Origin of the sequence: Streptomyces liangshanensis (genome assembly GCF_011694815.1) — a bacterium.
Taxonomy (GTDB): Bacteria; Actinomycetota; Actinomycetes; order Streptomycetales; family Streptomycetaceae; genus Streptomyces; species Streptomyces liangshanensis.
Genome location: NZ_CP050177.1, coordinates 5,916,245 through 5,937,032, shown reverse-complemented (window position 1 = coordinate 5,937,032; position 20,788 = coordinate 5,916,245). Strand labels below are relative to the sequence as shown.

At 71.1% G+C, this 20,788-nt stretch carries 15 protein-coding genes; 5 read left to right on the top strand and 10 right to left on the bottom strand.

Annotation, left to right across the window (positions count from 1 at the left end):
• Window positions 1–78 precede the first annotated feature (78 nt).
• The gene (locus HA039_RS25750; protein WP_167037616.1) at window positions 79–1,050 is read right to left on the bottom strand and encodes an ABC transporter ATP-binding protein; all 972 of its coding nucleotides are present in this window, start codon (window positions 1,048–1,050) and stop codon (window positions 79–81) included.
• A gap of 525 nt (window positions 1,051–1,575) precedes the next feature.
• On the bottom strand, window positions 1,576–2,928 hold the full coding sequence (locus HA039_RS25745) for an NYN domain-containing protein (protein ID WP_167033742.1): 1,353 nt from the start codon (window positions 2,926–2,928) through the stop codon (window positions 1,576–1,578).
• 233 nt (window positions 2,929–3,161) lie between these two features.
• Here HA039_RS25745 and HA039_RS25740 point away from each other — a divergent pair, with 233 nt between their 5' ends.
• Window positions 3,162–3,332, top strand: a complete 171-nt coding sequence (locus HA039_RS25740) for a hypothetical protein (RefSeq protein WP_167033741.1) — start codon at window positions 3,162–3,164, stop codon at window positions 3,330–3,332.
• A 76-nt stretch (window positions 3,333–3,408) separates the two neighbouring features.
• Here HA039_RS25740 and dnaE read toward each other — a convergent pair whose 3' ends face one another.
• A complete protein-coding gene (gene dnaE, locus HA039_RS25735; RefSeq protein ID WP_167033740.1) occupies window positions 3,409–6,948 on the bottom strand; it encodes a DNA polymerase III subunit alpha in 3,540 nt (1,179 codons plus the stop codon).
• A gap of 201 nt (window positions 6,949–7,149) precedes the next feature.
• On the opposite strand from dnaE, the gene HA039_RS25730 reads away from it, so the two are divergent.
• The 3 genes from HA039_RS25730 (at window position 7,150) to HA039_RS25720 (ending at window position 10,172) form a co-directional block, all read left to right on the top strand.
• Entirely contained in the window at window positions 7,150–8,490 is a 1,341-nt protein-coding gene (locus HA039_RS25730) for a DUF2252 domain-containing protein (RefSeq protein WP_167033739.1), read from the top strand.
• Between the two features lie 88 nt (window positions 8,491–8,578).
• The gene (locus HA039_RS25725) at window positions 8,579–9,265 is read left to right on the top strand and encodes a hypothetical protein (protein WP_167033738.1); all 687 of its coding nucleotides are present in this window, start codon (window positions 8,579–8,581) and stop codon (window positions 9,263–9,265) included.
• An 88-nt stretch (window positions 9,266–9,353) separates the two neighbouring features.
• The gene (locus HA039_RS25720; protein ID WP_167033737.1) at window positions 9,354–10,172 is read left to right on the top strand and encodes a thioredoxin domain-containing protein; all 819 of its coding nucleotides are present in this window, start codon (window positions 9,354–9,356) and stop codon (window positions 10,170–10,172) included.
• Window positions 10,173–10,239: 67 nt separating this feature from the next.
• On the opposite strand, the gene HA039_RS25715 is transcribed toward HA039_RS25720, so the two are convergent.
• The 6 genes from HA039_RS25715 to HA039_RS25690 form a co-directional block, all read right to left on the bottom strand.
• Complete coding sequence (locus HA039_RS25715) at window positions 10,240–10,809, bottom strand: dienelactone hydrolase family protein (protein WP_167033736.1); 570 nt, start codon at window positions 10,807–10,809, stop codon at window positions 10,240–10,242.
• 138 nt (window positions 10,810–10,947) lie between these two features.
• Window positions 10,948–12,534 (bottom strand): Na+/H+ antiporter, encoded by a 1,587-nt coding sequence (locus HA039_RS25710; protein WP_167033735.1) that lies wholly within the window; start codon window positions 12,532–12,534, stop codon window positions 10,948–10,950.
• A 124-nt stretch (window positions 12,535–12,658) separates the two neighbouring features.
• Window positions 12,659–13,144: a GNAT family N-acetyltransferase gene (locus HA039_RS25705; protein WP_167033734.1), complete on the bottom strand. Its 486-nt coding sequence runs from the start codon at window positions 13,142–13,144 to the stop codon at window positions 12,659–12,661.
• Window positions 13,141–14,082: an RluA family pseudouridine synthase gene (locus tag HA039_RS25700; protein WP_167033733.1), complete on the bottom strand. Its 942-nt coding sequence runs from the start codon at window positions 14,080–14,082 to the stop codon at window positions 13,141–13,143. The genes HA039_RS25705 and HA039_RS25700 overlap by 4 nt, the downstream gene beginning before the upstream one ends.
• A gap of 17 nt (window positions 14,083–14,099) precedes the next feature.
• Window positions 14,100–14,660: a signal peptidase II gene (lspA, locus tag HA039_RS25695; protein WP_167033732.1), complete on the bottom strand. Its 561-nt coding sequence runs from the start codon at window positions 14,658–14,660 to the stop codon at window positions 14,100–14,102.
• Between the two features lie 59 nt (window positions 14,661–14,719).
• A complete protein-coding gene (locus tag HA039_RS25690) occupies window positions 14,720–15,532 on the bottom strand; it encodes a TraR/DksA family transcriptional regulator (RefSeq protein WP_167033731.1) in 813 nt (270 codons plus the stop codon).
• Between the two features lie 630 nt (window positions 15,533–16,162).
• Between HA039_RS25690 and ileS the strand changes: the two genes are divergently transcribed.
• Window positions 16,163–19,321 carry an isoleucine--tRNA ligase gene (gene ileS / locus HA039_RS25680; RefSeq protein WP_167033730.1) on the top strand — a complete coding sequence of 1,053 codons (3,159 nt, stop codon included), beginning with the start codon at window positions 16,163–16,165 and terminating at the stop codon, window positions 19,319–19,321.
• Between the two features lie 174 nt (window positions 19,322–19,495).
• On the opposite strand, the gene HA039_RS25675 is transcribed toward ileS, so the two are convergent.
• Entirely contained in the window at window positions 19,496–20,770 is a 1,275-nt protein-coding gene (locus HA039_RS25675; RefSeq protein ID WP_167033729.1) for a DivIVA domain-containing protein, read from the bottom strand.
• Window positions 20,771–20,788 lie beyond the last annotated feature (18 nt).

Genomic DNA, 20,788 nt, shown 5'->3' with positions numbered 1-20,788 from the left:
CCCGCGTACGGACGCGGGTACGGCCCCGGGCATGCTCCCGGACGCGGCCACGGGCACAGCCCCGGGCACCGGCACGGCTCACGCCTTCACCAGCCCCTTCGCCCGGCCTCCGAGCGCCAGGTACACGTCCTCCAGACTGGGCGTCGCCAGCGTGAAGTCGTCCAGCGCCGCGAAGGCCTCGCCCCCGGTCACCGCGGCGACCGCCGCCCGCGCCTCGTCGGGCGCGAGCCGCAGCACCCAGCGGCGCCCCGACTCCTGCGCGGAACCGCGCAGCGCGGCGACCTCGGGCACGTCCAGCGGCGCGCGCTCGCGCCACACCAGCTCCACCCGCACCTCCCCCGCGACCTGCTCCTTGAGCCCGGCGGGGGTGTCGCAGGCGATGACCTTGCCGCGTTCCAGGACGGCGACCCGGTCGAGGACGGTCTCGGCCTCGATGACGTTGTGGGTGACGAGCACCACCGTCGCCCCGTGCTCGGCCCGGCGGCGGTCCACGGCGGCCCAGACCGCGCGGCGCGCGACCGGGTCCATGCCGGTGGTGGGTTCGTCGAGGATCAGTACGGGGCGTTCGCCGACCAGCACGGCGGCGAAACAGGCCAGCCTGCGCTGCCCGCCCGACAGCTTCTTGAGCGGGCGCCCGGCGATCTCGGTGAGCCCCAGCTCGGCCAGCACGGCGTCCCGCTCGGCGCGCGCGGCGCGCAGCGAGAGCCCGCGGAGGCGGCCGGTCGTCTCGGCGGCGAGCGCCACGGTCAGCTCGTCGAGCGCGGTGGACTCCTGGCCGAGGTAGCCGATGAGGCGGGCGGCCCGCTCGGGGTGGCCCACGAGGTCGTGCCCGAGCAGTTCGACGCTGCCGGAGTCGGGGCGCATGAGGCCGGTGATCTGGCGGACGAGGGTGGACTTGCCGGCGCCGTTCGGTCCGAGCAGCCCGAAGATCTCCCCGCGGCGCACGTCCAGGCTGATCCCGTCGGTGGCCCGCACTTCCGGCGTCGCCGGGGCGCCCCGTCTGCCGCGCGCGGCGGGGTACGTCTTGACCAGATCGCGGACGACGCACACCGTACTCACACGCCTGAGCGTACGGGGTGTTGGGGGGAGCCGGTATTTCGGGGGCGCACTAGGCGTCGCGCACCGCCTTTGTCCTCAATCGCCGGACGGGCTTGATTTTGCCCGCTGCGAGCCGGATCCGATCCGCGGGCTGTCGCCGGGGTTCGGCCAGGGGCCATGTCCTGCACTGCATGTTTTACGTCGCGCGCAACCACTTGTTGACGGCAACCCCCATCACGCGACACAAAACACGCTCTACGTTCCGGACACGACCCCTACCCGCCCCCCTCCCAGGCGCGCGCCCGCACAAATCAAGCCCGTCCGGCGATTGAGGACATCGGTAACCGCAACGGTCACGACCGACCGCAACCCCTCTCAAGCCCGTCCGGCGATTGAGGACGTCTTTGACCCGCACGGGACAACGGGCGCAACAATCCAGCCCGTCCGGCGATTGAGGACATCTTTAAGCCGCGCCCGCGCAACGGGCCGACGCACAAACCAAGCCCGTCCGGCGTTTGAGGACATCGTTGAGCCGCGCTACGCGGGTGGGGCCGACTCGGTGGCGCGGACGTCGATCTCGCGCCAGAAGCCCGCTCGAATCGCGTACCGGTCATGCTCGTCGATCTGGTCGTCCTTGTGCGCCAGCAACCCGAACCGCGCCGCGTACCGCAACAGCTCCCCGTCGATCCGGTGCGGCACCCGCGGGTACATCACCGAGAGCTTCTGCACATGCCCCGCCTCCGGCAACCTCTCCATCCACCGCCGCGCGAAGACCTGACCCACCTCGAAGGGGTCACCCCCCACCGTGGTGATGTCCTCCTCCCGGTCCGCCCACCGCTGCTCCGCGCTCGTGAGCTGGGCCAGCGTCGGCAGCGACGCCGTCTCGGGCGGCTCGCCCGCCGTAGCGCCGCCACCCCCGCCCCCGGGCCGCTCGACCCACCCCTTGTCCGACGACCACCGAAGCGTCGCACCAGCACCCGTACCGGCGCCCGCACCCGCACCCGCACCGACGCCACCACCGGCAGCCCCCGCAGGTGCCAGCGGCGCCCGCAGGCTCGCGAGGTCCTTGGGCGTCGGCACCCCCCGCCCCCCGGGCGCCGGAGACGCGTCCGCGTCCGCGGCGGGCGCGTGGTCAGCCGGCCCCGACCCGTTCCGCCCCGCGGCCCCCGCCCCCACCCCCGCCCCGCCCGGCGCAGCCGCCTCCTCGCCGCCCCCCGCCTCCCCCGAGGCCGCCCCCGCCCCGGAGGCCGAGGCCGACTCCGGCAGGGGCGCCGACAGGATCGCCGCGATCTCCGGGCGCGGCACGGGCGGCGGCGGGCACACCCCGCCCGTCTCCCTGGCCCGTACCGCCTTGGTGATCCACACCCGGTCGAGCACCCGCCGCTCGTCCGCCTCGGCCACCAGGTCCTCGGACTGGTTGTAGTCGCCGTCCGCGGCCTGCACGGCCCACAGGTGCACCGCGACGCCGTGTTCCTTGGCGGACATCAGCCCGGGCAGCAGATCCCCGTCACCGGTCACGAGCACCACGTCCGAGCAGGCGCGGTTTCTGGCCAGTTCGGTCAGCTCCGCGTGCATCGCGGCGTCCACGCCCTTCTGCGCCCAGCGCCCGTCGCTCCGGGTCAGCGCGCCCAGCCGGACCGTCACGCGGGGCATGACCCGCAGCCTCCGGTGCTCGGGCTGGGGGACGCGGTCGGGGGCGCCGTCGAACCAGTAGATCCGGAGCAGGGGCTGTTCCGTGTCCGCCTCGGCCCGCTCGCGCAGGCCCTGGATCAGCGCGGCGTGGTCGACGGTGATGCGCGAGCGGGCCGGTTCCCCGGCGAGGAGACTCGCCGCGGCGCCCAGCAAGTATCCGGCGTCCACCAGGACGACGCAGCGATCCACGTGTTCCACCCCTCTTTCGGCAACCTCGGGATCGGGCGATCGGGAGTTACTGCGGGTTTCCTTCGAGTCTGCCCGACGGCAGGAGGCTTGACGTCCGGAACTCGATCATCGGCGTGGCGTATCGCACACCCGCCCCGTGACATGGGCTCACTACCCAGCGCAATGATCCAAAATGCGGCATTTTATGTCATATGTGAGTCTGAACGCGTCCCGGTCCCGGGACCGTCTCAGGAGGCATCTTCATGGCGAAGAACAAGAACCGTGACCGCAACAAGCAGCAGGCCCCGTCGACGGAGGCGCGCGGCTCCGAGGAGTCCCGGTCGTCCGAGGACCGCTCGGAGCAGGTGCAGTCCCGGATAACCCCGTCGGACATGCCGCACAAGGGCAAGCAGAAGCGCTTCGGCCACAACTGACGCGGCCGGCCGCTCACGCCTGAGGGGCACGCCCGGTGATCCGGGCGTGCCCCTCAGGCATGCGGTACGGGGTGGCTCAGCCGGCCAGGCAGGCCGGGCCCAGCAGCACCTTGAGGTCGCCGAAGAGCGCCGCGTCCGGCTGGACCCGGTGCCGGTCGAGCCTCAGGACCGTCGTCTTCCTGGCCCCCTGGAGCTTGATCCGGACCTCGGAGTTGCCCCGGTGGTGGCCGAGGATCTCGCCGAGGCGGCTGATCATCGGCGGGGTGACCTTCACCGTGGGGATCGTGATGACGACGGGCGCGTCCGTGCCGGCGGACGACACGTCGGGCACCTGGAGCTCCATGGCGACCAGCCGGGGGATGTCCTCGCGCTTGTCGAGGCGGCCCTTGACGAAGACCACGGTGTCCTCGACGAGCTGGGTGGAGACCAGCTGGTAGGTGGCGGGGAAGAACATGCACTCGATGGACCCGGCCAGGTCCTCGACGGTGGCGATGGCCCAGGCGTTGCCCTGCTTGGTCATCTTGCGCTGGAGGCCGGAGATGATGCCGCCGATGGTGACGACCGCGCCGTCCGCGTGCTCACCCCCGGTGAGCTGGGAGATCGCCGCGTCGGACTTGTCGGACAGCACGTGTTCGAGACCGAAGAGCGGGTGGTCGGAGACGTACAGGCCGAGCATCTCCCGCTCCTGCGCGAGGAGGTACGACTTATCCCACTCGACGTCGGAGAACTCGACGTCGAGGCCGAAGCCGGGCTCGTCGGTGGCCTCGTCGCCCATCCCGCCGAAGAGGTCGAACTGCCCCTCGGCCTCCTTGCGCTTCACCGCGACCACGTTGTCGATCATCGGTTCGTGGTGGGCGACGAGCCCCTTGCGGGTGTGCTTCATCTCGTCGAAGGCGCCGGCCTTGATCAGCGACTCGACGGTGCGCTTGTTGCAGACGACGACCTCGACCTTGTCCAGGAAGTCGGGGAAGCTGGTGTACTTCCCCTTCGCCTTGCGGCACCGGATGATCGAGTCGACGACGTTCTGCCCCACGTTCCTGATCGCGGTCAGGCCGAAGAGGATCACGTCGTCACCCTGGGCGGCGAAGTTCGACTGCGACTCGTTGACGTTCGGCGGGAGCACCTTGATGCCCATGCGCCGGCACTCGTTGAGGTAGACGGCCGACTTGTCCTTGTCGTCCTTCACCGAGGTCAGCAGGGCCGCCATGTACTCGGCGGGGTAGTTCGCCTTCAGGTACGCGGTCCAGTAGGTGACCAGGCCGTACGCGGAGGAGTGGGCCTTGTTGAAGGCGTATCCGGCGAACGGCACCAGGACGTCCCACAGGGCCTGGATCGCCTCGTCCGAGTAGCCGTTCTTCTTGGCGCCGGCCTGGAAGAGGACGAAGTTCTTCGCCAGCTCGTCGGCCTTCTTCTTGCCCATCACGCGGCGCAGGATGTCGGCCTCGCCCAGGGAGTACCCGGCGATGATCTGGGCGGCCTTCTGCACCTGCTCCTGGTACACGATCAGGCCGTGGGTGAGGCCGAGGATCTCCTTGAGCGGCTCCTCCAGCTCCGGGTGGATCGGGGTGATCTCCTGCTGGCCGTTCTTGCGCAGCGCGTAGTTCGTGTGCGAGTTCATGCCCATCGGGCCCGGCCGGTAGAGGGCCGAGACGGCGGAAATGTCCTCGAAGTTGTCGGGCTTCATCAGGCGCAGCAGGGAGCGCATGGGCCCGCCGTCGAACTGGAAGACGCCGAGGGTGTCACCGCGGCAGAGCAGTTCGTACGTGGTGGGGTCGGTCAGCGGCAGCGCGAGCAGGTCGAGGTCGATGCCCTTGTTGGCCTTCACCATCTTGACGGCGTCGTCCATGATCGTGAGGTTGCGCAGCCCCAGGAAGTCCATCTTGAGCAGGCCGAGCGACTCGCACTGGGGGTAGTCCCACTGGGTGATGGTCACCCCGTCGGTGTGCCGGACCCAGATCGGGGCGTGGTCGACGATCGGCTCGCTGGACATGATGACGCCGGCCGCGTGCACGCCCATCTGCCGGACCAGGCCCTCGACGCCCTTGGCGGTGTCGATGACCTTCTTGACGTCCGGTTCGTTCTCGTACATCCCCCGGATCTCGCCCGCCTCGCTGTAGCGCGGGTGCTTGGGGTCGGTGATGCCGTTGAGGTCGATGCCCTTGCCGAGGACGTCGGCGGGCATGGCCTTGGTGAGGCGGTCGCCCATCGCGTACGGGTAGCCGAGGACGCGCGCGGAGTCCTTGATCGCGTTCTTGGCCTTGATCTTGCCGTACGTGCCGATCATGGCGACCTTGTCGGCGCCGTACTTCTCCGTCACGTACCGGATGACCTCGCCGCGCCGGCGCTCGTCGAAGTCGATGTCGACGTCGGGCATCGAGATGCGCTCGGGGTTGAGGAACCGCTCGAAGATCAGCCCGTGCTCGATCGGGTCGAGGTCGGTGATGCCCATCGCGTACGAGACGATCGAACCGGCCGCCGAGCCGCGGCCCGGGCCCACCGCGATGCCGTTGTTCTTGGCCCACATGATGAAGTCGGCGACCACCAGGAAGTACCCGGGGAAGCCCATGTCGATGATGATGCCCATCTCGTACTCGACCTGCTTGAGCCGGTCGTCCGGGATGCCGCCCGGGTAGCGGCGGGCCATGCCGCGCATGGTCTCCTCGCGGAACCAGCTGACCTCGGTGAAGCCCTCGGGGATGTCGAACTTGGGCATCAGGTTCCGCTCCTGGAACATGCCCTCGGTGTCGATCTGCTGCGCCACCAGCAGGGTGTTGGCGCAGCCCTCCTGCCAGGCGTCGGAGGAGTCCACCGCGTACATCTCGTCCGTGGACTTGAGGTAGTAGCCGGTGCCGTCGAAGCGGAAGCGGTCCGGGTCGGAGAGGTTCTTGCCGGTCTGGATGCAGAGCAGCGCGTCGTGGGCGGTGGCCTCGTTCGCGTACGTGTAGTGCGAGTCGTTGGTGACCAGCGGCGGGATGCCCAGCTTCTGGCCGATCTCCAGCAGGCCGTCCCTGACCCGCCGTTCGATCTCGATGCCGTGGTCCATGAGCTCCAGGAAGTACCGGTCCTTGCCGAAGATGTCCTGGTACTCGGAGGCCGCCTTGAGCGCGTCGTCGAACTGGCCGAGGCGCAGCCGGGTCTGGACCTCGCCGGAGGGGCAGCCGGTGGAGGCGATCAGGCCCTCGGACCACTGGGCGATGGTCTCCTTGTCCATCCGCGGCCACTTCGTCAGCCAGCCCTCGGCGTACGCGTCGGAGGAGAGGCGGAAGAGGTTGTGCAGCCCCTTCGCGTTCGCCGCCCAGATCGTCTTGTGGGTGTACCCACCGGAACCGGACACGTCGTCACGCTTCTGGTGCGGCTGGCCCCACTGGATCTTCCGCTTGTTGCGCCGTGACTCGGGGGCGACGTACGCCTCGATCCCGATGATCGGGGTGACGCCGGCCTTCTTCGCCTGGTGGAAGAAGTCGTAGGCCCCGTGCAGGTTCCCGTGGTCCGTCATGGCGATGTGGGACATGCCCATCTCACCGCAGGCCTTGAACATGTCGCCGAGCCGCGCGGCACCGTCCAGCAGGGAGTACTGGGTGTGGACATGCAGGTGCGTGAAGGGCGGCTTGGTCACGACGGGGGCCTCCGGCGAACGGCGATCGACAGGCTGCGGAACAGTCTGGGGGGACAGCGTGGAGTCTACGACTCGGCACCGACAAAGGAGGCCTGGACGGACCCACCGGCGGGCACTGGCGAGTACCGTCGTGCGTTGCCACTTCCGACGGCGCCGAGGCGCCGCCGACCCCTCAGCACCTGCACCAGGAGGCACCCAGCGATGTCGGTCCCGCGTCCCGCAGAAACAGCCGACGAGGAGCGCGGCGAGGAGATCCTCGCCGTGTTCGGCACCGCTTTCGGCCGGCTCCTGGCCGCCGATCCGTCCGCCTTCAAGGTGAAGTTCCGGAAGATGGCGGCGTCCGCGTTCGCGTTCTACCGGGGCACGGCGGCCCTCTTCTACCACGACCTGGAGCAGCAGCGGTCGGGGAGCCGGGCGAGCGGGCCGTTCCTGGACGAGCGCACCGGCCGGGTGTGGATCCACGGCGACCTGCACGCGGAGAACTTCGGCACGTACATGGACGCCAACGGCCGGCTGATCTTCAACGTCAACGACTTCGACGAGGCGTACATCGGTCCCTTCACCTGGGACCTCAAGCGCTTCGCGGCCTCCCTCGCGCTCATCGGGTACACGAAGGCGCTGAGCGACGAGCAGATCACCGAGCTGGTGGAGATCTACGCGGGCGCGTACCGCGAGCGGATCCACGCGCTGGCGACGGGCGTCAAGAACGACGAGGTGCCGCCCTTCACGCTGGACAGCGCCCAGGGGCCGCTGCTCGGGGCGCTGCGCGCGGCCCGTTCGCTGACCCGGTTCGCGCTGCTCGACTCGATGACGGAGATCCGGGAGTACGAGCGGCGCTTCGCGCCCGGCGGCGGCGCCGTCGAGCTGGACGCGGCGACGCGGTACAAGATCCTCGCGGCCTTCGACGGCTACCTGGAGACCCTCCCCGAGTCGAGCCTGACCCGCCCGGACTCGTACCGCGTGAAGGACGTCGTGGGGCGGCGCGGGGTCGGCATCGGGTCGGCCGGGCTGCCCTCGTACAACATCCTGCTGGAGGGCAACAGCGACGCCCTGGAGAACGACGTCGTGATTTACATGAAGCAGGCGCAGGTTCCGGCGGTGTCGCGGCACATCACGGACGCGGCCGTCCGGGAGTACTTCCAGCACGAGGGCCACCGCACGGTGATCTCGCAGCGGGCGCTCCAGGCGCACGCGGACCCGTGGCTGGGCTGGACGGAGCTGGACGGGGCGGGCCAGCTGGTCGCGGAGGTCTCGCCGTACGCGGTGGACCTGGACTGGTCGGACCTGGACGACCCCGAGGAGATCGCGTCGGTCGTCGCGGACCTGGGCAGGGCGACGGCGACGATGCACGCGGCGGCGGACGACGAGAGCGGCCACTCGCTGGTGCCGTTCTCCACCGAGCGGGCCATCGACGCGGCGATCGCGGGCGACGAGGACGGCTTCGCGGCGATGCTGGTGGACTTCGCGCACGCGTACGGGGCGCGGGCGCGGGCCGACCACCAGATCTTCGTGGACCTGTTCCGCAACGGGCGGCTGGCGTAGGTCGTGACGCCGGGCGGGCCTCCCCGGTCCGCCCGGCGTCCGGGCCTTTAGGGGCTGTTTACAGGCGGGCATGGCACACTCGGCGACAATGGACATTTCCGGGACGCAGCTGAGAGTGCTGCGGGCAGCTCTGTTCACGGCACTCGTCGTGACGCTGTCCGTGGGCTCCCACGTGCTGCTCTCCCGGGTCCCCCTGCCGCTGCCCGTCGTCGCCGGGCTGAGCGCCGTGGTGTTCCTCGTGGCGTACGCGACAGCGGGCCGCGAGCGGGGCTTCTGGCCCATCGCCGCGCTGCTCGTCCCGCTGGAGCTGGCGGCGGACACCGTCTTCACCAGCGGCCAGCAGTTCTGTTACGGCCAGGCCGGCGGGCCCGTCACGGGGTCGCTGCGCTCGGTCGGCCTCGACGTGCTGTGCGGGGGCGGCGTGGGCGGCCCGCTCCCCGGAGTGGTCTCCCCCGAGCGGGGCGCCGCGGCGCTGCTGAACTCCCCGGACCCGGTCCTGCCCTGGCTGCTGCTCGCCGTGCACGTCTCGATCGGGCTGCTCGCCACGGTCTGGCTGCGGCACGGCGAGGCCGCGCTGGCCGGTCTGGTACGGACCGCCGCCACCTCCGCGTTCCGGCCGCTGCTCGTCGCCTTCGCCTCCGTCGCGGGGACCGTCCGCCGGACGGTACGGCGCGGAGCACGTCCCACGGGCCGGCCGCGCCCGAACCGTACCCACCTGCTCGTGCACTCCGTAGGACGCCGGGGACCGCCGCGCCTCGCGCTCAGCTCCGTCTGAGCCCGCCGCCGCTCCCCCACCCCGTCCGCATCCCCACCAGCGCCGGCCGTCACCGGCACGGGCGCTTCCTCACACGGAGTCACCGATCATGAGCACACGCAACAACCAGGCCAACAAGGCCGCCGCCCGCGAACGGCTGCGCCAGGAGCGCGAGCGCCAGGCGAAGAAGGACCGGATCCGCCGCCAGGGGATCGTGGCCGGCTCGGCCGTCGTCCTCCTCGCGATAGCCGGCGGGGTCGGTTACGCCGTCGTCCAAGGCAACAAGCCCTCCCACTGGGAGGCCGCGAAGAACGCGACGACCATCGTGGCCCCGAAGAACACCACGGGCACCAACGGCACGACCGTCGTCATCGGCAAGGCGTCCGCCCCGAAGACCCTGGAGGTCTTCGAGGACTCCCGCTGCCCGATCTGCGCCCAGTTCGAGCAGACGGTCGGCAAGACGGTCCAGAACGACATCGACGCGGGCAAGTTCAAGATCCAGTACGTCGGCGCGACGTTCATCGACAACTCCGACAACGGCACCGGGTCGAAGAACGCGCTGTCCGCGCTGGGCGCCGCGCTCAACGTGAGCCCCGAGGCGTTCCTCCAGTACAAGACCGCGCTCTACTCCACGCAGTTCCACCCGGAGGAGACGAACGACAAGTTCGCCAAGGACAGCTACCTGCTCCAGGTCGCCGACTCGGTGAGCGCCCTCAAGAACAACGCGACCTTCCAGAAGGACGTCAAGCAGGGCACGTTCGACGCGTGGGCGATGAAGATGTCCGCCACCTTCGACAAGAGCGGGGTGCAGGGCACCCCGACCTTCAAGATGGACGGCAAGACGCTCACCGCGGACGACGGCAGCCAGAACCCGCCCATGACGGTGGCGCAGTTCGACACGGCGATCAACGCGGCGCTCAAGGCCTGAGCCGCGGGTGCGGGCGTGGTCGGGGCGGGCGGCGAAGGCCGGCCCGTCCCGCTCCCCCGCGTAAGCCCTACAGCGAGTCGACGAACCCGAGCGCGGTCCGCCAGGTCCGCTCCGCGGCGGACTCGTCGTAGTCCGGCAGGCCGGGGTCGGTGTAGAGGTGCCCGGCACCCTGGTACGGGTAGATCTCGACGTCCGCGCCGATGCGGCGCATCCGCAGGTACCAGGTGTTCAACCAGTCGTGCGACTCGAACGGGTCCGGGTCGGCGACATGCAGCTGTACGGGCAGGTCGTCGACCTCCGCGTTCTCCGCGATGTCCGACGTCCCGTGCAGGAGCAGCAGCCCGCGCGCCTTCTCGTCCCCCAGCGCGAGGGTCTGCGCGATCGAGCCGCCGAGCGAGAACCCGGCGTACAGCAGGCCGCGCTCGGAGTACGGCGCGGCGGCCAGGATCGCCCGCCGCAGCAGCTCCTCCTTGCCGATCTTGTCCTTCAGCGCGACGCCCTCCTCCGCCGTCCCGGCGGTCTGCCCCTCGAAGAGGTCGGGCACGTGCACGTGATGCCCGGCCGCGCGCAGCCGGTCCGCACCCGCGTGCACGGCCGGGCGCAGGCCGTACATCGAGTGGAAAAGCATGATGTCCATCCCGCCATCCTGCCAGCCCCCCGACCCACGCCCCGAACAGGAACGGCAGGACCCCGGCCGGGCCAAATCAAGCCCGTCCGGCGATTGAGGACACACTACGGCCGAAGGCCGTGCACCCACCCCCCGCGCGGCAGCGCCCTATCGCATGCTGCTCACGTCCAGGTGCCGCAGCACCCGGTCCACCAGCTCCGGATCCGCCCCCGGCTCGCTGCGCGCCGCGAGGATCTCGTGCCGCGCCGCCGACATCATCTCCCGCTGGATCCGCTGGACGACCTTGATCCGGTCCACCCGCCGCCGGAACCCCTCGCGCCGTTCGTCGTCCACGATGTCCGGGCTGATCCGCACCCCCAGGTCGAACGCCACCCGCAGCAGCCGCTCACTCAGGTCGTCCGGCAGGTCCTCGACGCTCTCGATCTCGCGGAGCCGGTGCCGCGCGGCCTTCGCGGCGCGCCCCGCGAGGTCGTTGAGCAGCTCGCGTTCGGCGTCCGTGTCCGCCCGCACCCCGAGCCGCCGCACGAGCCACGGCAGGGTCAGCCCCTGGAAGACCAGCGTGGCCATGATGACGGCGAACGCGATGAAGATGATCTCGTCGCGGCCCGGGAACGGCTCCCCGCTGTCGGTCTTGAGCGGGATCGCCAGCGCCAGCGCCACGGAGGCCACCCCGCGCATCCCCGCCCACCACATGACCACGGTCTCGCGCCAGCTGACCGGGATCTCCTCGTCGTAGTCGCGGAGTTTGTGCAGGCGCTTCGCCAGCCAGGTCGCCGGCATCAGGTAGAGCAGCCGCACCCCGACGACCACCCCGACCACGGCGGCGCTCCAGCCCAGCAGTACGCCGCCCCGGCCGTCGCCGGTGCCGAAGGCCTGGTGGAGTTCCAGCCCGATCAGGCCGAAGGCGATCCCGGTGACCAGCGTGTCGACGATCTGCCAGAACGCGTTCCCGGCCAGCCGCCCCATGACGTCGTCGGCGTCCGCGGAGTGCTCGGCCAGGTAGAGGGCGACGGTGAGGACGGCGAGGACGCCCGAGCCGTGCGCCTCCTCCGCCAGGACGTACGCGGCGAACGGCACCAGGAGCGTCAGCCCGACCTGGAGGGTCGCGTCGTCGAGCAGCGACATCAGCTTGTTGGTGATCCAGCCGAGCGCGAGCCCCATCACCACGGCAACCACCGCGGACAGCGCGAACTGGCCGACGGCCACCGGCCAGGAGAAGGTGCCGCTGACGGCCGCCGCGACCGCCACGTGGTACAGCACGATCGCGGTGACGTCGTTGAACAGGCCCTCCCCCTCCAGGATCGACACCAGCCGCCGGGGCAGCCCGAGCGAGCCGGCGACGGCAGTCGCGGCCACCGGGTCGGGCGGCGCGACCAGCGCGCCGAGCACCAGCGCGGCGGCGATCGGCAGCCCGGGGACAACCGCGCTCGCGACCGCCGCCACCGCGGCCGTCGTCACGAACACCAGGGCGACGGCGAGCAGGAAGATGGGGCGCTTGTTGGCCGTGAACTGCCGCCAGGACGTCCGCTGGACGGCGGCGTACAGGATCGGGGGGAGCAGCAGCGGAAGGATCAGGTCCGGCGAGACGTCCACGTTCGGCACGAACGGCAGCAGCGCCAGGACGATCCCGATGATCGTCATCAGCACCGGCGGCGGCAGCCCGAGCCGCGCTCCCAGCGGCACGGTGACGACCGCCCCCAGCAGGAGCACGAGCAGCAGGGCCAGCTGGTCCACGGTGCGCCCTCCGGCGTCTCTGCGGCCCGGTCAGGCCGGCTCAGGCGGCCAAGCCTGCCACGCTCCCGGCGGGATTCGGGCGAGCTGGGCCTTGCCTACGGGGCCGGAAGGGCGCAGGTCACCGCTACAGCGTGCGCCGCATCGAGCGGTGCGGGATGTCCGCGTCCAGGAACTCCGGTCCGTACGCCTCGTACCCCAGACGCTCGTAGAAACCCAGCGCGTGGGTCTGCGCGTGCAGATCCACCGCGGTGAGGCCGCGTTCACGCGCCGCGTCCTCGATGGCGCGGACCAGGGCCGCGCCCAGTCCCCGGCCGCGTGCGGCCCCCTTCACCGCGAGGCGGCCCAGGGCGCCCACGCTCAGGTCGCCGCCGGTCCGGTCCGCCGCGCCGGGGCCGTACAGCAGCCGTCCGGTGCCCAGGGGCACGCCGTCGTCCCGGAGGGCGAGGACCTGAATCGCGTCGTCGTCGCGGCCGTCGTACTCGATGTCCTCGGGCACGCCCTGTTCGAGGACGAAGACCTCCTTGCGGACCGCGAAGCACGCCTCCCGGTCCTCCGGCCCCGTCGCCTCCCGTATCGCGTGGCCGAGGGAACCGGCGTCGGTGGTGGTCATGCGTTGCTCTCCGCTCTCACCTGGTCCAGCGCGCCCTGGAGATCGGCCGGGTACGTGCTCGCGTACTCCACCCACCGGCCGTCCGACGGGTGCTCGAAGCCGAGGCGCACCGCGTGCAGCCACTGCCGGGTGAGCCCCAGCCGCTTGCCCAGCGTGGGGTCCGCGCCGTACGTGACGTCGCCGACGCACGGGTGGCGGTGGGCGGCCATGTGCACCCGGATCTGGTGGGTGCGGCCCGTCTCCAGCTTGATGTCCAGCAGCGACGCCGACCGGAACGCCTCGATCAGGTCGTAGTGCGTGACCGACGGCTTGCCCTCGGCGGTGACCGCGAACTTGTAGTCGTGGTTCGGGTGCCGGCCGATGGGGGCGTCGATCGTGCCGCTCATCGGGTCGGGGTGGCCCTGCACCAGCGCGTGGTAGCGCTTGTCGACGACACGCTCCTTGAACTGCGCCTTGAGCAGCGTGTACGCGCGCTCCGACTTGGCGACGACCATCAGCCCCGAGGTGCCGACGTCGAGCCGGTGGACGACGCCCTGGCGCTCGGCGGCGCCCGAGGTGGAGATGCGGTAGCCGGCCGCGGCCAGGCCGCCGATGACGGTGGTGCCGGTCCAGCCGGGGCTGGGGTGGGCGGCCACGCCGACGGGCTTGACGATCACGACGATGTCGTCGTCGTCGTGGATGATCTCCATGCCCTCGACGGGCTCGGCGACGATACGTATCGGCTGGGCGGGCTCGGGGAGCTCCACCTCCAGCCAGGCCCCGCCGCTGACCCGGTCGGACTTCCCGACGGCGGCTCCGTCGACCTGGACCTTCCCGGAGGCGGCGAGCTCGGCCGCCTTCGTACGGGAGAACCCGAACATCCGGGCGAGGGCGGCGTCGACACGCTCGCCCTCCAGGCCGTCGGGCACGGGCAGCGTTCTGATCTCGGGAAGACTCACCCGTCGAGTATGCCTTGTCAGTCCTTGTGGACCGTGCCGTCGGGGTCCAGGCCCCGGAAGGACAGCAGCACGATCAGGATGCCGCCGCAGACGATCGCGGAGTCGGCGAGGTTGAAGACCGCGAAGTGCGCGGGCGCGATGAAGTCGACCACGGCGCCCTGGAAGGGGCTCGGCGAGCGGAAGATCCGGTCGGTGAGATTGCCGAGCGCGCCACCGAGCAGCAGCCCGAGGGCGATCGCCCAGGGCAGGCTGTAGAGCTTGCGCGCCAGCCGTGCGATGACGACGATCACGGTCGCCGCGATCACCGTGAAGATCACCGTGAAGGCCTCGCCCATGCCGAACGCCGCGCCCGGGTTGCGTACCGCCTCGAACCGCAGCAGATCGCCGATGACGTCGATCGGCTCGTGGTGCTCCAGCCTGGCCACCACGAGCATCTTGCTGCCGAGGTCGAGGAGATACGCGACGACGGCGACGGTGAAGAGCGCCGCGATCCTGCGCCGCCCCTTCGGCCGCTCGGCGGGAGCCGCGGCCTCGTCGTCCACATCCGGCGTACCGATGACGCGCTCCGCCTCTGCCACGTGAGTCCCTCAACCTAGATGTCTTATAGAGGACGAGGGTACGACACACACGTACGGGTTCAGCCTCGACGTTCCTGCTTCTGCTTGTCCTCCACGCACAGGGTGGCCCGGGGGAACGCCTGCATCCTGGCCTTCCCGATGGGCTTCCCGCAGACCTCGCAGAGCCCGTAGGTGCCCGCGTCGAGGCGCTGGAGGGCCCGTTCGGTCTGTTCGAGCATCTCGCGCGCGTTGGCCGCCAGGGACATCTCGTGCTCGCGGGTGATGTTCTTCGTACCGGTGTCGGCGTCGTCGTCACCGGCGCCCGCCCCGGAGTCCCGCATGAGCCCGACGAGCGACGCCTCGGACGAGGCCAGCTCGGCCTGGAGCCGGGTGACCTCGCTCTCCATCAGCGCGCGGGCCTCCGCGACCTCCTCCGGGGTCCACGGGTCCTCGCCGGGTCGTACCGCCAGCTCGCCCGGCGGAGTGGCCGTGGCGGCCGCCGGTGCCGTGACCGGGGCCTTGCCCGCGGCCGCTGTCCTGTCCCCCGTGGTCTTCTTCGCTGCCACCGTCTTGGCTCCCGTCTGTTCCGCGGCCTCGGCCGCCCCCTCGGCCGCGGACGCGGCCTGTTTCCCGGCCTTGCCGGCCGCCCCCGCGGACGCCGTCCTGGCGGCCGCCGGCTTGCCTGTCTTCTTGGTCTTCCCGACCGGTGACGTCCTCACCGCCGGTTTCCGGGCCTTCGGCTTCCCGGCCGGGGACTCCTTCGTCCCCGGCGCCGGTGTGTCCTCGGCCGGTGCCCGGTCGGCCGCCGCGGTGTTCACCGTGGTCCCGGCGGCCTTACCCGCCGCGGCTCCCGGCGCGGTCTTCTTCTTCGCGGCGCTCTTCTTCGCCACCATGGCCGCGGCCCCTTCACACTTGGTGATCTTGCTCGCGAATCGTGCTGGGACGATAAATCGACCCCAGCCCCGCAGCAACGGGGCACGCCGCCGCTCAGGGCCGGTCCGCCGGACAGGCCCTCGGCCCCGCCTGTGGACAAGAGGAGCCTCCCACCGTTGTGCCCACCTCGCCGCCCGGTAATCCGCCACGCGGGCGCCGCGGAGCCCGGACGCCCCCGTTCACCGTCCGGGCGGCGCATTCGGCCGTACGGCTCCCCCGGGGCGGCCACAAGCTACGCCGCGCCGCGCAGGGGCGGCGTAAAAACCGGTCGGCCGGGCCTTGCCCCGCCCCGTACACTGGACGGAGCGAGAGGCGTGGATGGGGACGAGTAACCCCGTGAGCGGCCATGAGCGACCCGGGGACGGTGAGAGCCCGGGGGCGAGCGCGAGGCGAAGGATCACCCCGGAGCCGCCGGAAGAAAGTCCGGGGACGTACCACCAGGTAGGTCCCGGGCGAGTAGACCCGGCAGCGCGACCCCAATGAGGGGGCCACGGGCGGCACGCCCGGGGCCAAGGAGGGTGGTACCGCGGGAGCCCAGCTCTCGTCCCTCCGACGGAGACGACGCAGTTCCGCCGGAGGAAGACCACCAGATGACATCGACGCCCCCGACCCCGTCCCGGTACCGCCAGGTGCCCGCCCAGGTCGATCTGCCCGCGCTGGAGCACGCCGTGCTCGACTTCTGGCGGGACGGCAAGATCTTCGACAAGACGCTCGCGCACTCCGAGGGCCGCCCCGAGTGGGTCTTCTACGAGGGCCCGCCCACCGCCAACGGCATGCCGGGCGCGCACCACATCGAGGCCCGCGTCTTCAAGGACGTCTTCCCCCGCTTCCGTACGATGCGCGGCTACCACGTCGCCCGCAAGGCCGGCTGGGACTGCCACGGCCTGCCGGTCGAGCTGGCCGTCGAGAAGGAGCTGGGCTTCACCGGCAAGAAGGACATCGAGGCGTACGGCATCGCCGAGTTCAACGCCAAGTGCCGGGACTCCGTGACCCGGCACACCGACGCCTTCGCCGAGCTGACGACCCGCATGGGCTACTGGGTCGACCTGGACGACGCGTACCGCACGATGGACCCGCAGTACGTCGACTCGGTCTGGTGGTCCCTCAAGGAGATCTTCGACAAGGGGCTGCTGGTCCAGGACCACCGGGTGGCGCCCTGGTGCCCCCGTGACGAGACGGGCCTGTCCGACCACGAGCTGGCGCAGGGCTACGAGACGATCATCGACCCCTCGGTCTTCGTCCGCTTCCAGCTGACCTCGGGCCCGCTCGCGGGCGAGGCGGCGCTGCTGGTCTGGACGACGACCCCGTGGACGCTGGTGTCGAACACCGCCGTCGCCGCCCACCCGGACGTCCGGTACGTGGTCGCGACCGACGGGCGGGAGAAGCTGGTCGTCGCCGAGCCGCTGCTCGCGAAGGCGCTCGGCGAGGGCTGGGAGGTGACCGGCGAGTCCTTCACCGGCCGCGAGATGGAGCGCTGGACGTACCAGCGGCCCTTCGAGCTGATCGAGTTCCCCGAGGGCACCACCGCCCACTACGTGGTCAACGCCGAGTACGTCACGACGGAGGACGGCACCGGGCTGGTCCACCAGTCCCCCGCCTTCGGCGAGGAGGACCTCAAGGTCTGCCGCGCGTACGGCCTGCCGGTCGTCAACCCGGTCCGCCCGAACGGTACGTTCGAGGATAGCGTCCCGCTGGTCGGCGGCGTCTTCTTCAAGAAGGCGGACGAAGCGCTGACGGAGGACCTGCGCGAGCGCGGGGTGCTGTTCCGTCACGTGCCGTACGAGCACAGCTACCCGCACTGCTGGCGCTGCCACACCGCGCTCCTCTACTACGCCCAGCCCTCGTGGTACATCCGTACGACGGCCGTCAAGGACCGGCTGCTGGAGGAGAACGAGAAGACCAACTGGTTCCCGGACTCGGTCAAGCACGGCCGCTTCGGCGACTGGCTGGACAACAACGTCGACTGGGCGCTGTCCCGCAACCGCTACTGGGGCACCCCGCTGCCCATCTGGCGCTGCGAGGACAACCACCTCACGTGCGTGGGATCGCGCGCCCAGCTGACCGAGCTGACCGGCACCGACCAGTCCGGGCTCGACCCGCACCGCCCGTACATCGACGAGGTGACCTTCCCCTGCCCCGACTGCGGGCAGACGTCGACGCGCGTCCCCGAGGTCATCGACGCCTGGTACGACTCCGGTTCGATGCCGTTCGCGCAGTGGGGCTACCCGTACCAGAACAAGGATCTCTTCGAGAAGCGCTACCCGGCGCAGTTCATCTCCGAGGCGATCGACCAGACCCGCGGCTGGTTCTACACGCTGATGGCCGTCGGCACGCTCGTCTTCGACAAGTCGAGTTACGAGAACGTGGTCTGCCTCGGGCACATCCTCGCCGAGGACGGCCGGAAGATGTCCAAGCACCTGGGCAACATCCTCCAGCCGATCCCGCTGATGGACCAGCACGGCGCTGACGCGGTGCGGTGGTTCATGGCGGCCGGCGGCTCCCCGTGGGCGGCGCGCCGGGTCGGCAACGGCACGATCCAGGAGGTCGTCCGCAAGACGCTCCTCACCTACTGGAACACGGTCGCCTTCCAGGCCCTGTACGCGCGGACGTCCGACTGGTCCCCGTCGGCGGCCGACCCGGCCCCGGCCGACCGCCCGCTGCTGGACCGCTGGCTGCTCAGCGAGTTGCACGCGCTGGTCGACCAGACCACCGAGGCGATGGAGGCGTACGACACCCAGCGCACCGGCAAGCTGCTGTCGGCGTTCGTGGACGACCTGTCCAACTGGTACGTACGGCGCTCGCGCCGCCGCTTCTGGCAGGGCGACAAGGCGGCGCTGCGCACGCTGCACGAGGTGGTCGAGACGGTCACCCGCCTGATGGCCCCGCTGACACCGTTCATCACCGAGCGGGTGTGGCAGGACATGATCGTGCCGGTCACCCCGGACGCCCCGGAGTCGGTGCACCTGGCGGACTGGCCGGCGGCGGACCTCGCGTCGATCGACCCCACCCTGTCCCAGCAGATGCTGCTGGTACGGCGGCTGGTGGAACTGGGCAGGGCCACGCGCGCCGAGTCGGGCGTCAAGACCCGCCAGCCCCTGTCGCGCGCCCTGATCGCGGCGACGGGCTTCGAGGCGCTGTCCGCGGAGCTGCGCGCGCAGATCACGGAGGAGCTGAACGTCTCGTCCCTCGCCACGCTCGCCGAGGTCGGCGGCTCGCTGGTGGACACCACGGCGAAGGCGAACTTCCGCGCGCTGGGCAAGCGTTTCGGCAAGGGCGTCCAGGCGGTCGCGAAGGCGGTCGCCGAGGCGGACGCGGCGGCGCTGTCGGCGGCGCTGCGCGAGGGCACGGCGTCGGTCACGGTGGACGGCGAGACGGTCACGCTCGCCCCCGACGAGGTGATCATCACGGAAACCCCGCGGGAGGGCTGGTCGGTGGCCTCCGACTCGGGCGCGACGGTCGCGCTGGACCTGGAGATCACCCCCGAACTGCGCCTGGCCGGACTGGCCCGTGACGCGATCAGGCTAATCCAGGAGGCCCGCAAGAACAGCGGCCTGGACGTGGCGGACCGCATCGCGCTGCGCTGGCGCACGACGGACGAAGCGGTCCGTACGGCCCTGACGGACCACGCGGCCCTGATCGCCGACGAGGTCCTGTCCACGGACTACGCCGAGGACACCCCGGACGACACCTACGGCGAAGCCTTCACGGACGAGGGCCTGTCCCTGACGTTCCACCTGCGCAAGGCCTGAACAGACAGTCCTCAAGCGCCGGACGGGCTGATTCTCAGCCCGTCCGGCGCTTGAGGACCGGGGTCCGGGGCGGAGCCCCGATACAACAGGGCCGGGCCCGGGGTGGAAACCCCGGGCCCGGCCCTGTTGGCGTCAGCCTGCCGACGGCTACGCGCTACGCACCGCGCAGCGCCCTCAGTTGTCGTCCTCGTCGATCAGGAAGCCCCGCATCGGCGACGGCGCCTGCTGCATCGGCTGCGGCGCCTGCGGCCGTACCGGTGCCATCGGCTGCGTCATCGCGGGCGACATCTGCTGCTGGCCGCCGTACGACGGACCCGCGGCCGGACCGCCGTGGCCCATGGAACCGCCCATGGACCCGTTGCCCATGGAGCCGTTGCCCATCGACCCGTTCCCCATGGAGTGCCCCATCGCACCCGCGCCGGCCGGAGCCATTGAGGGCGACGGCGGCAGCGAGGGCGCCGAAGGCGTACGCGGCGGCGCGAGCGAGTCGTCGGCCTGGGTCTCCAGCTGGCGCAGCTGGCTCTCCAGGTACGACTTCAGACGCGTGCGGTACTCCCGCTCGAAGCCCCTGAGGTCCTCGACCTTGCGCTCCAGCGTGGCGCGCGCGGACTCCAGGGAGCCCATCGCGACGCGGTGCTTCTCCTGGGCGTCCCGCTCCAACGCGTCCGCCTTGGCACGGGCGTCCCGCTCCAGACCCTCGGCGCGGCTGCGTGCCTCACCGACGATCTTGTTGGCCTCGGAACGCGCCTCGGCGATCGCCTGGTCGGCGGTCTGCTGCGCCAGCGAGAGCACACGTGCCGCGCTGTCGCCGCCGGGACCCTGACCGAGCTGGCCCTGCTGCGGGTGGCCGCCCATGGGGCCGCCCATCGGTCCGCCCATGGGGCCGCCCTGCATCTGACCCTGCATGGGGCCCTGCATCTGACCCTGCATCGGGCCGCCCTGCATCTGGCCCTGCATGGGACCGCCCTGCATCGGGCCGCCCTGCATCTGACCCTGCATGGGACCCTGCATCTGGCCCTGCATGGGGCCGCCCTGCATGGGACCCGGGCCGTGCTGGCCCTGCTGCGGGCCGTGGCCCTGGGGACCACCATGGCCGGGGTGCGCGCTCGGTCCCGCGGGCAGCTGCGGAGCACCACCGGGCAGCTGGGGCGGGCCCATCTGCGGGGGCTGCTGCTGCTGCGGCGGTCCGGATATGGCGGCGGGCACCGGGGCGCCGGGCCGATCCTGCTGTTCGGGGGGCTTGCGCATGCCTTGCTGCTGCTGGTTCTGCGCGGCGGCACGCGTGGCGGCGGCCAGCTTGGCGCGCAGATCCTCGTTCTCACGAAGGAGGCGCGTCAGTTCCGCCTCGACCTCGTCTAGGAAGGCATCGACCTCGTCCTCGTCGTAGCCTTCTCGGAGGCGGACGGTCGTGAACTGCTTGTTCCGCACGTCCTCGGGGGTCAACGGCATCTCTTCTTCACCTCTACG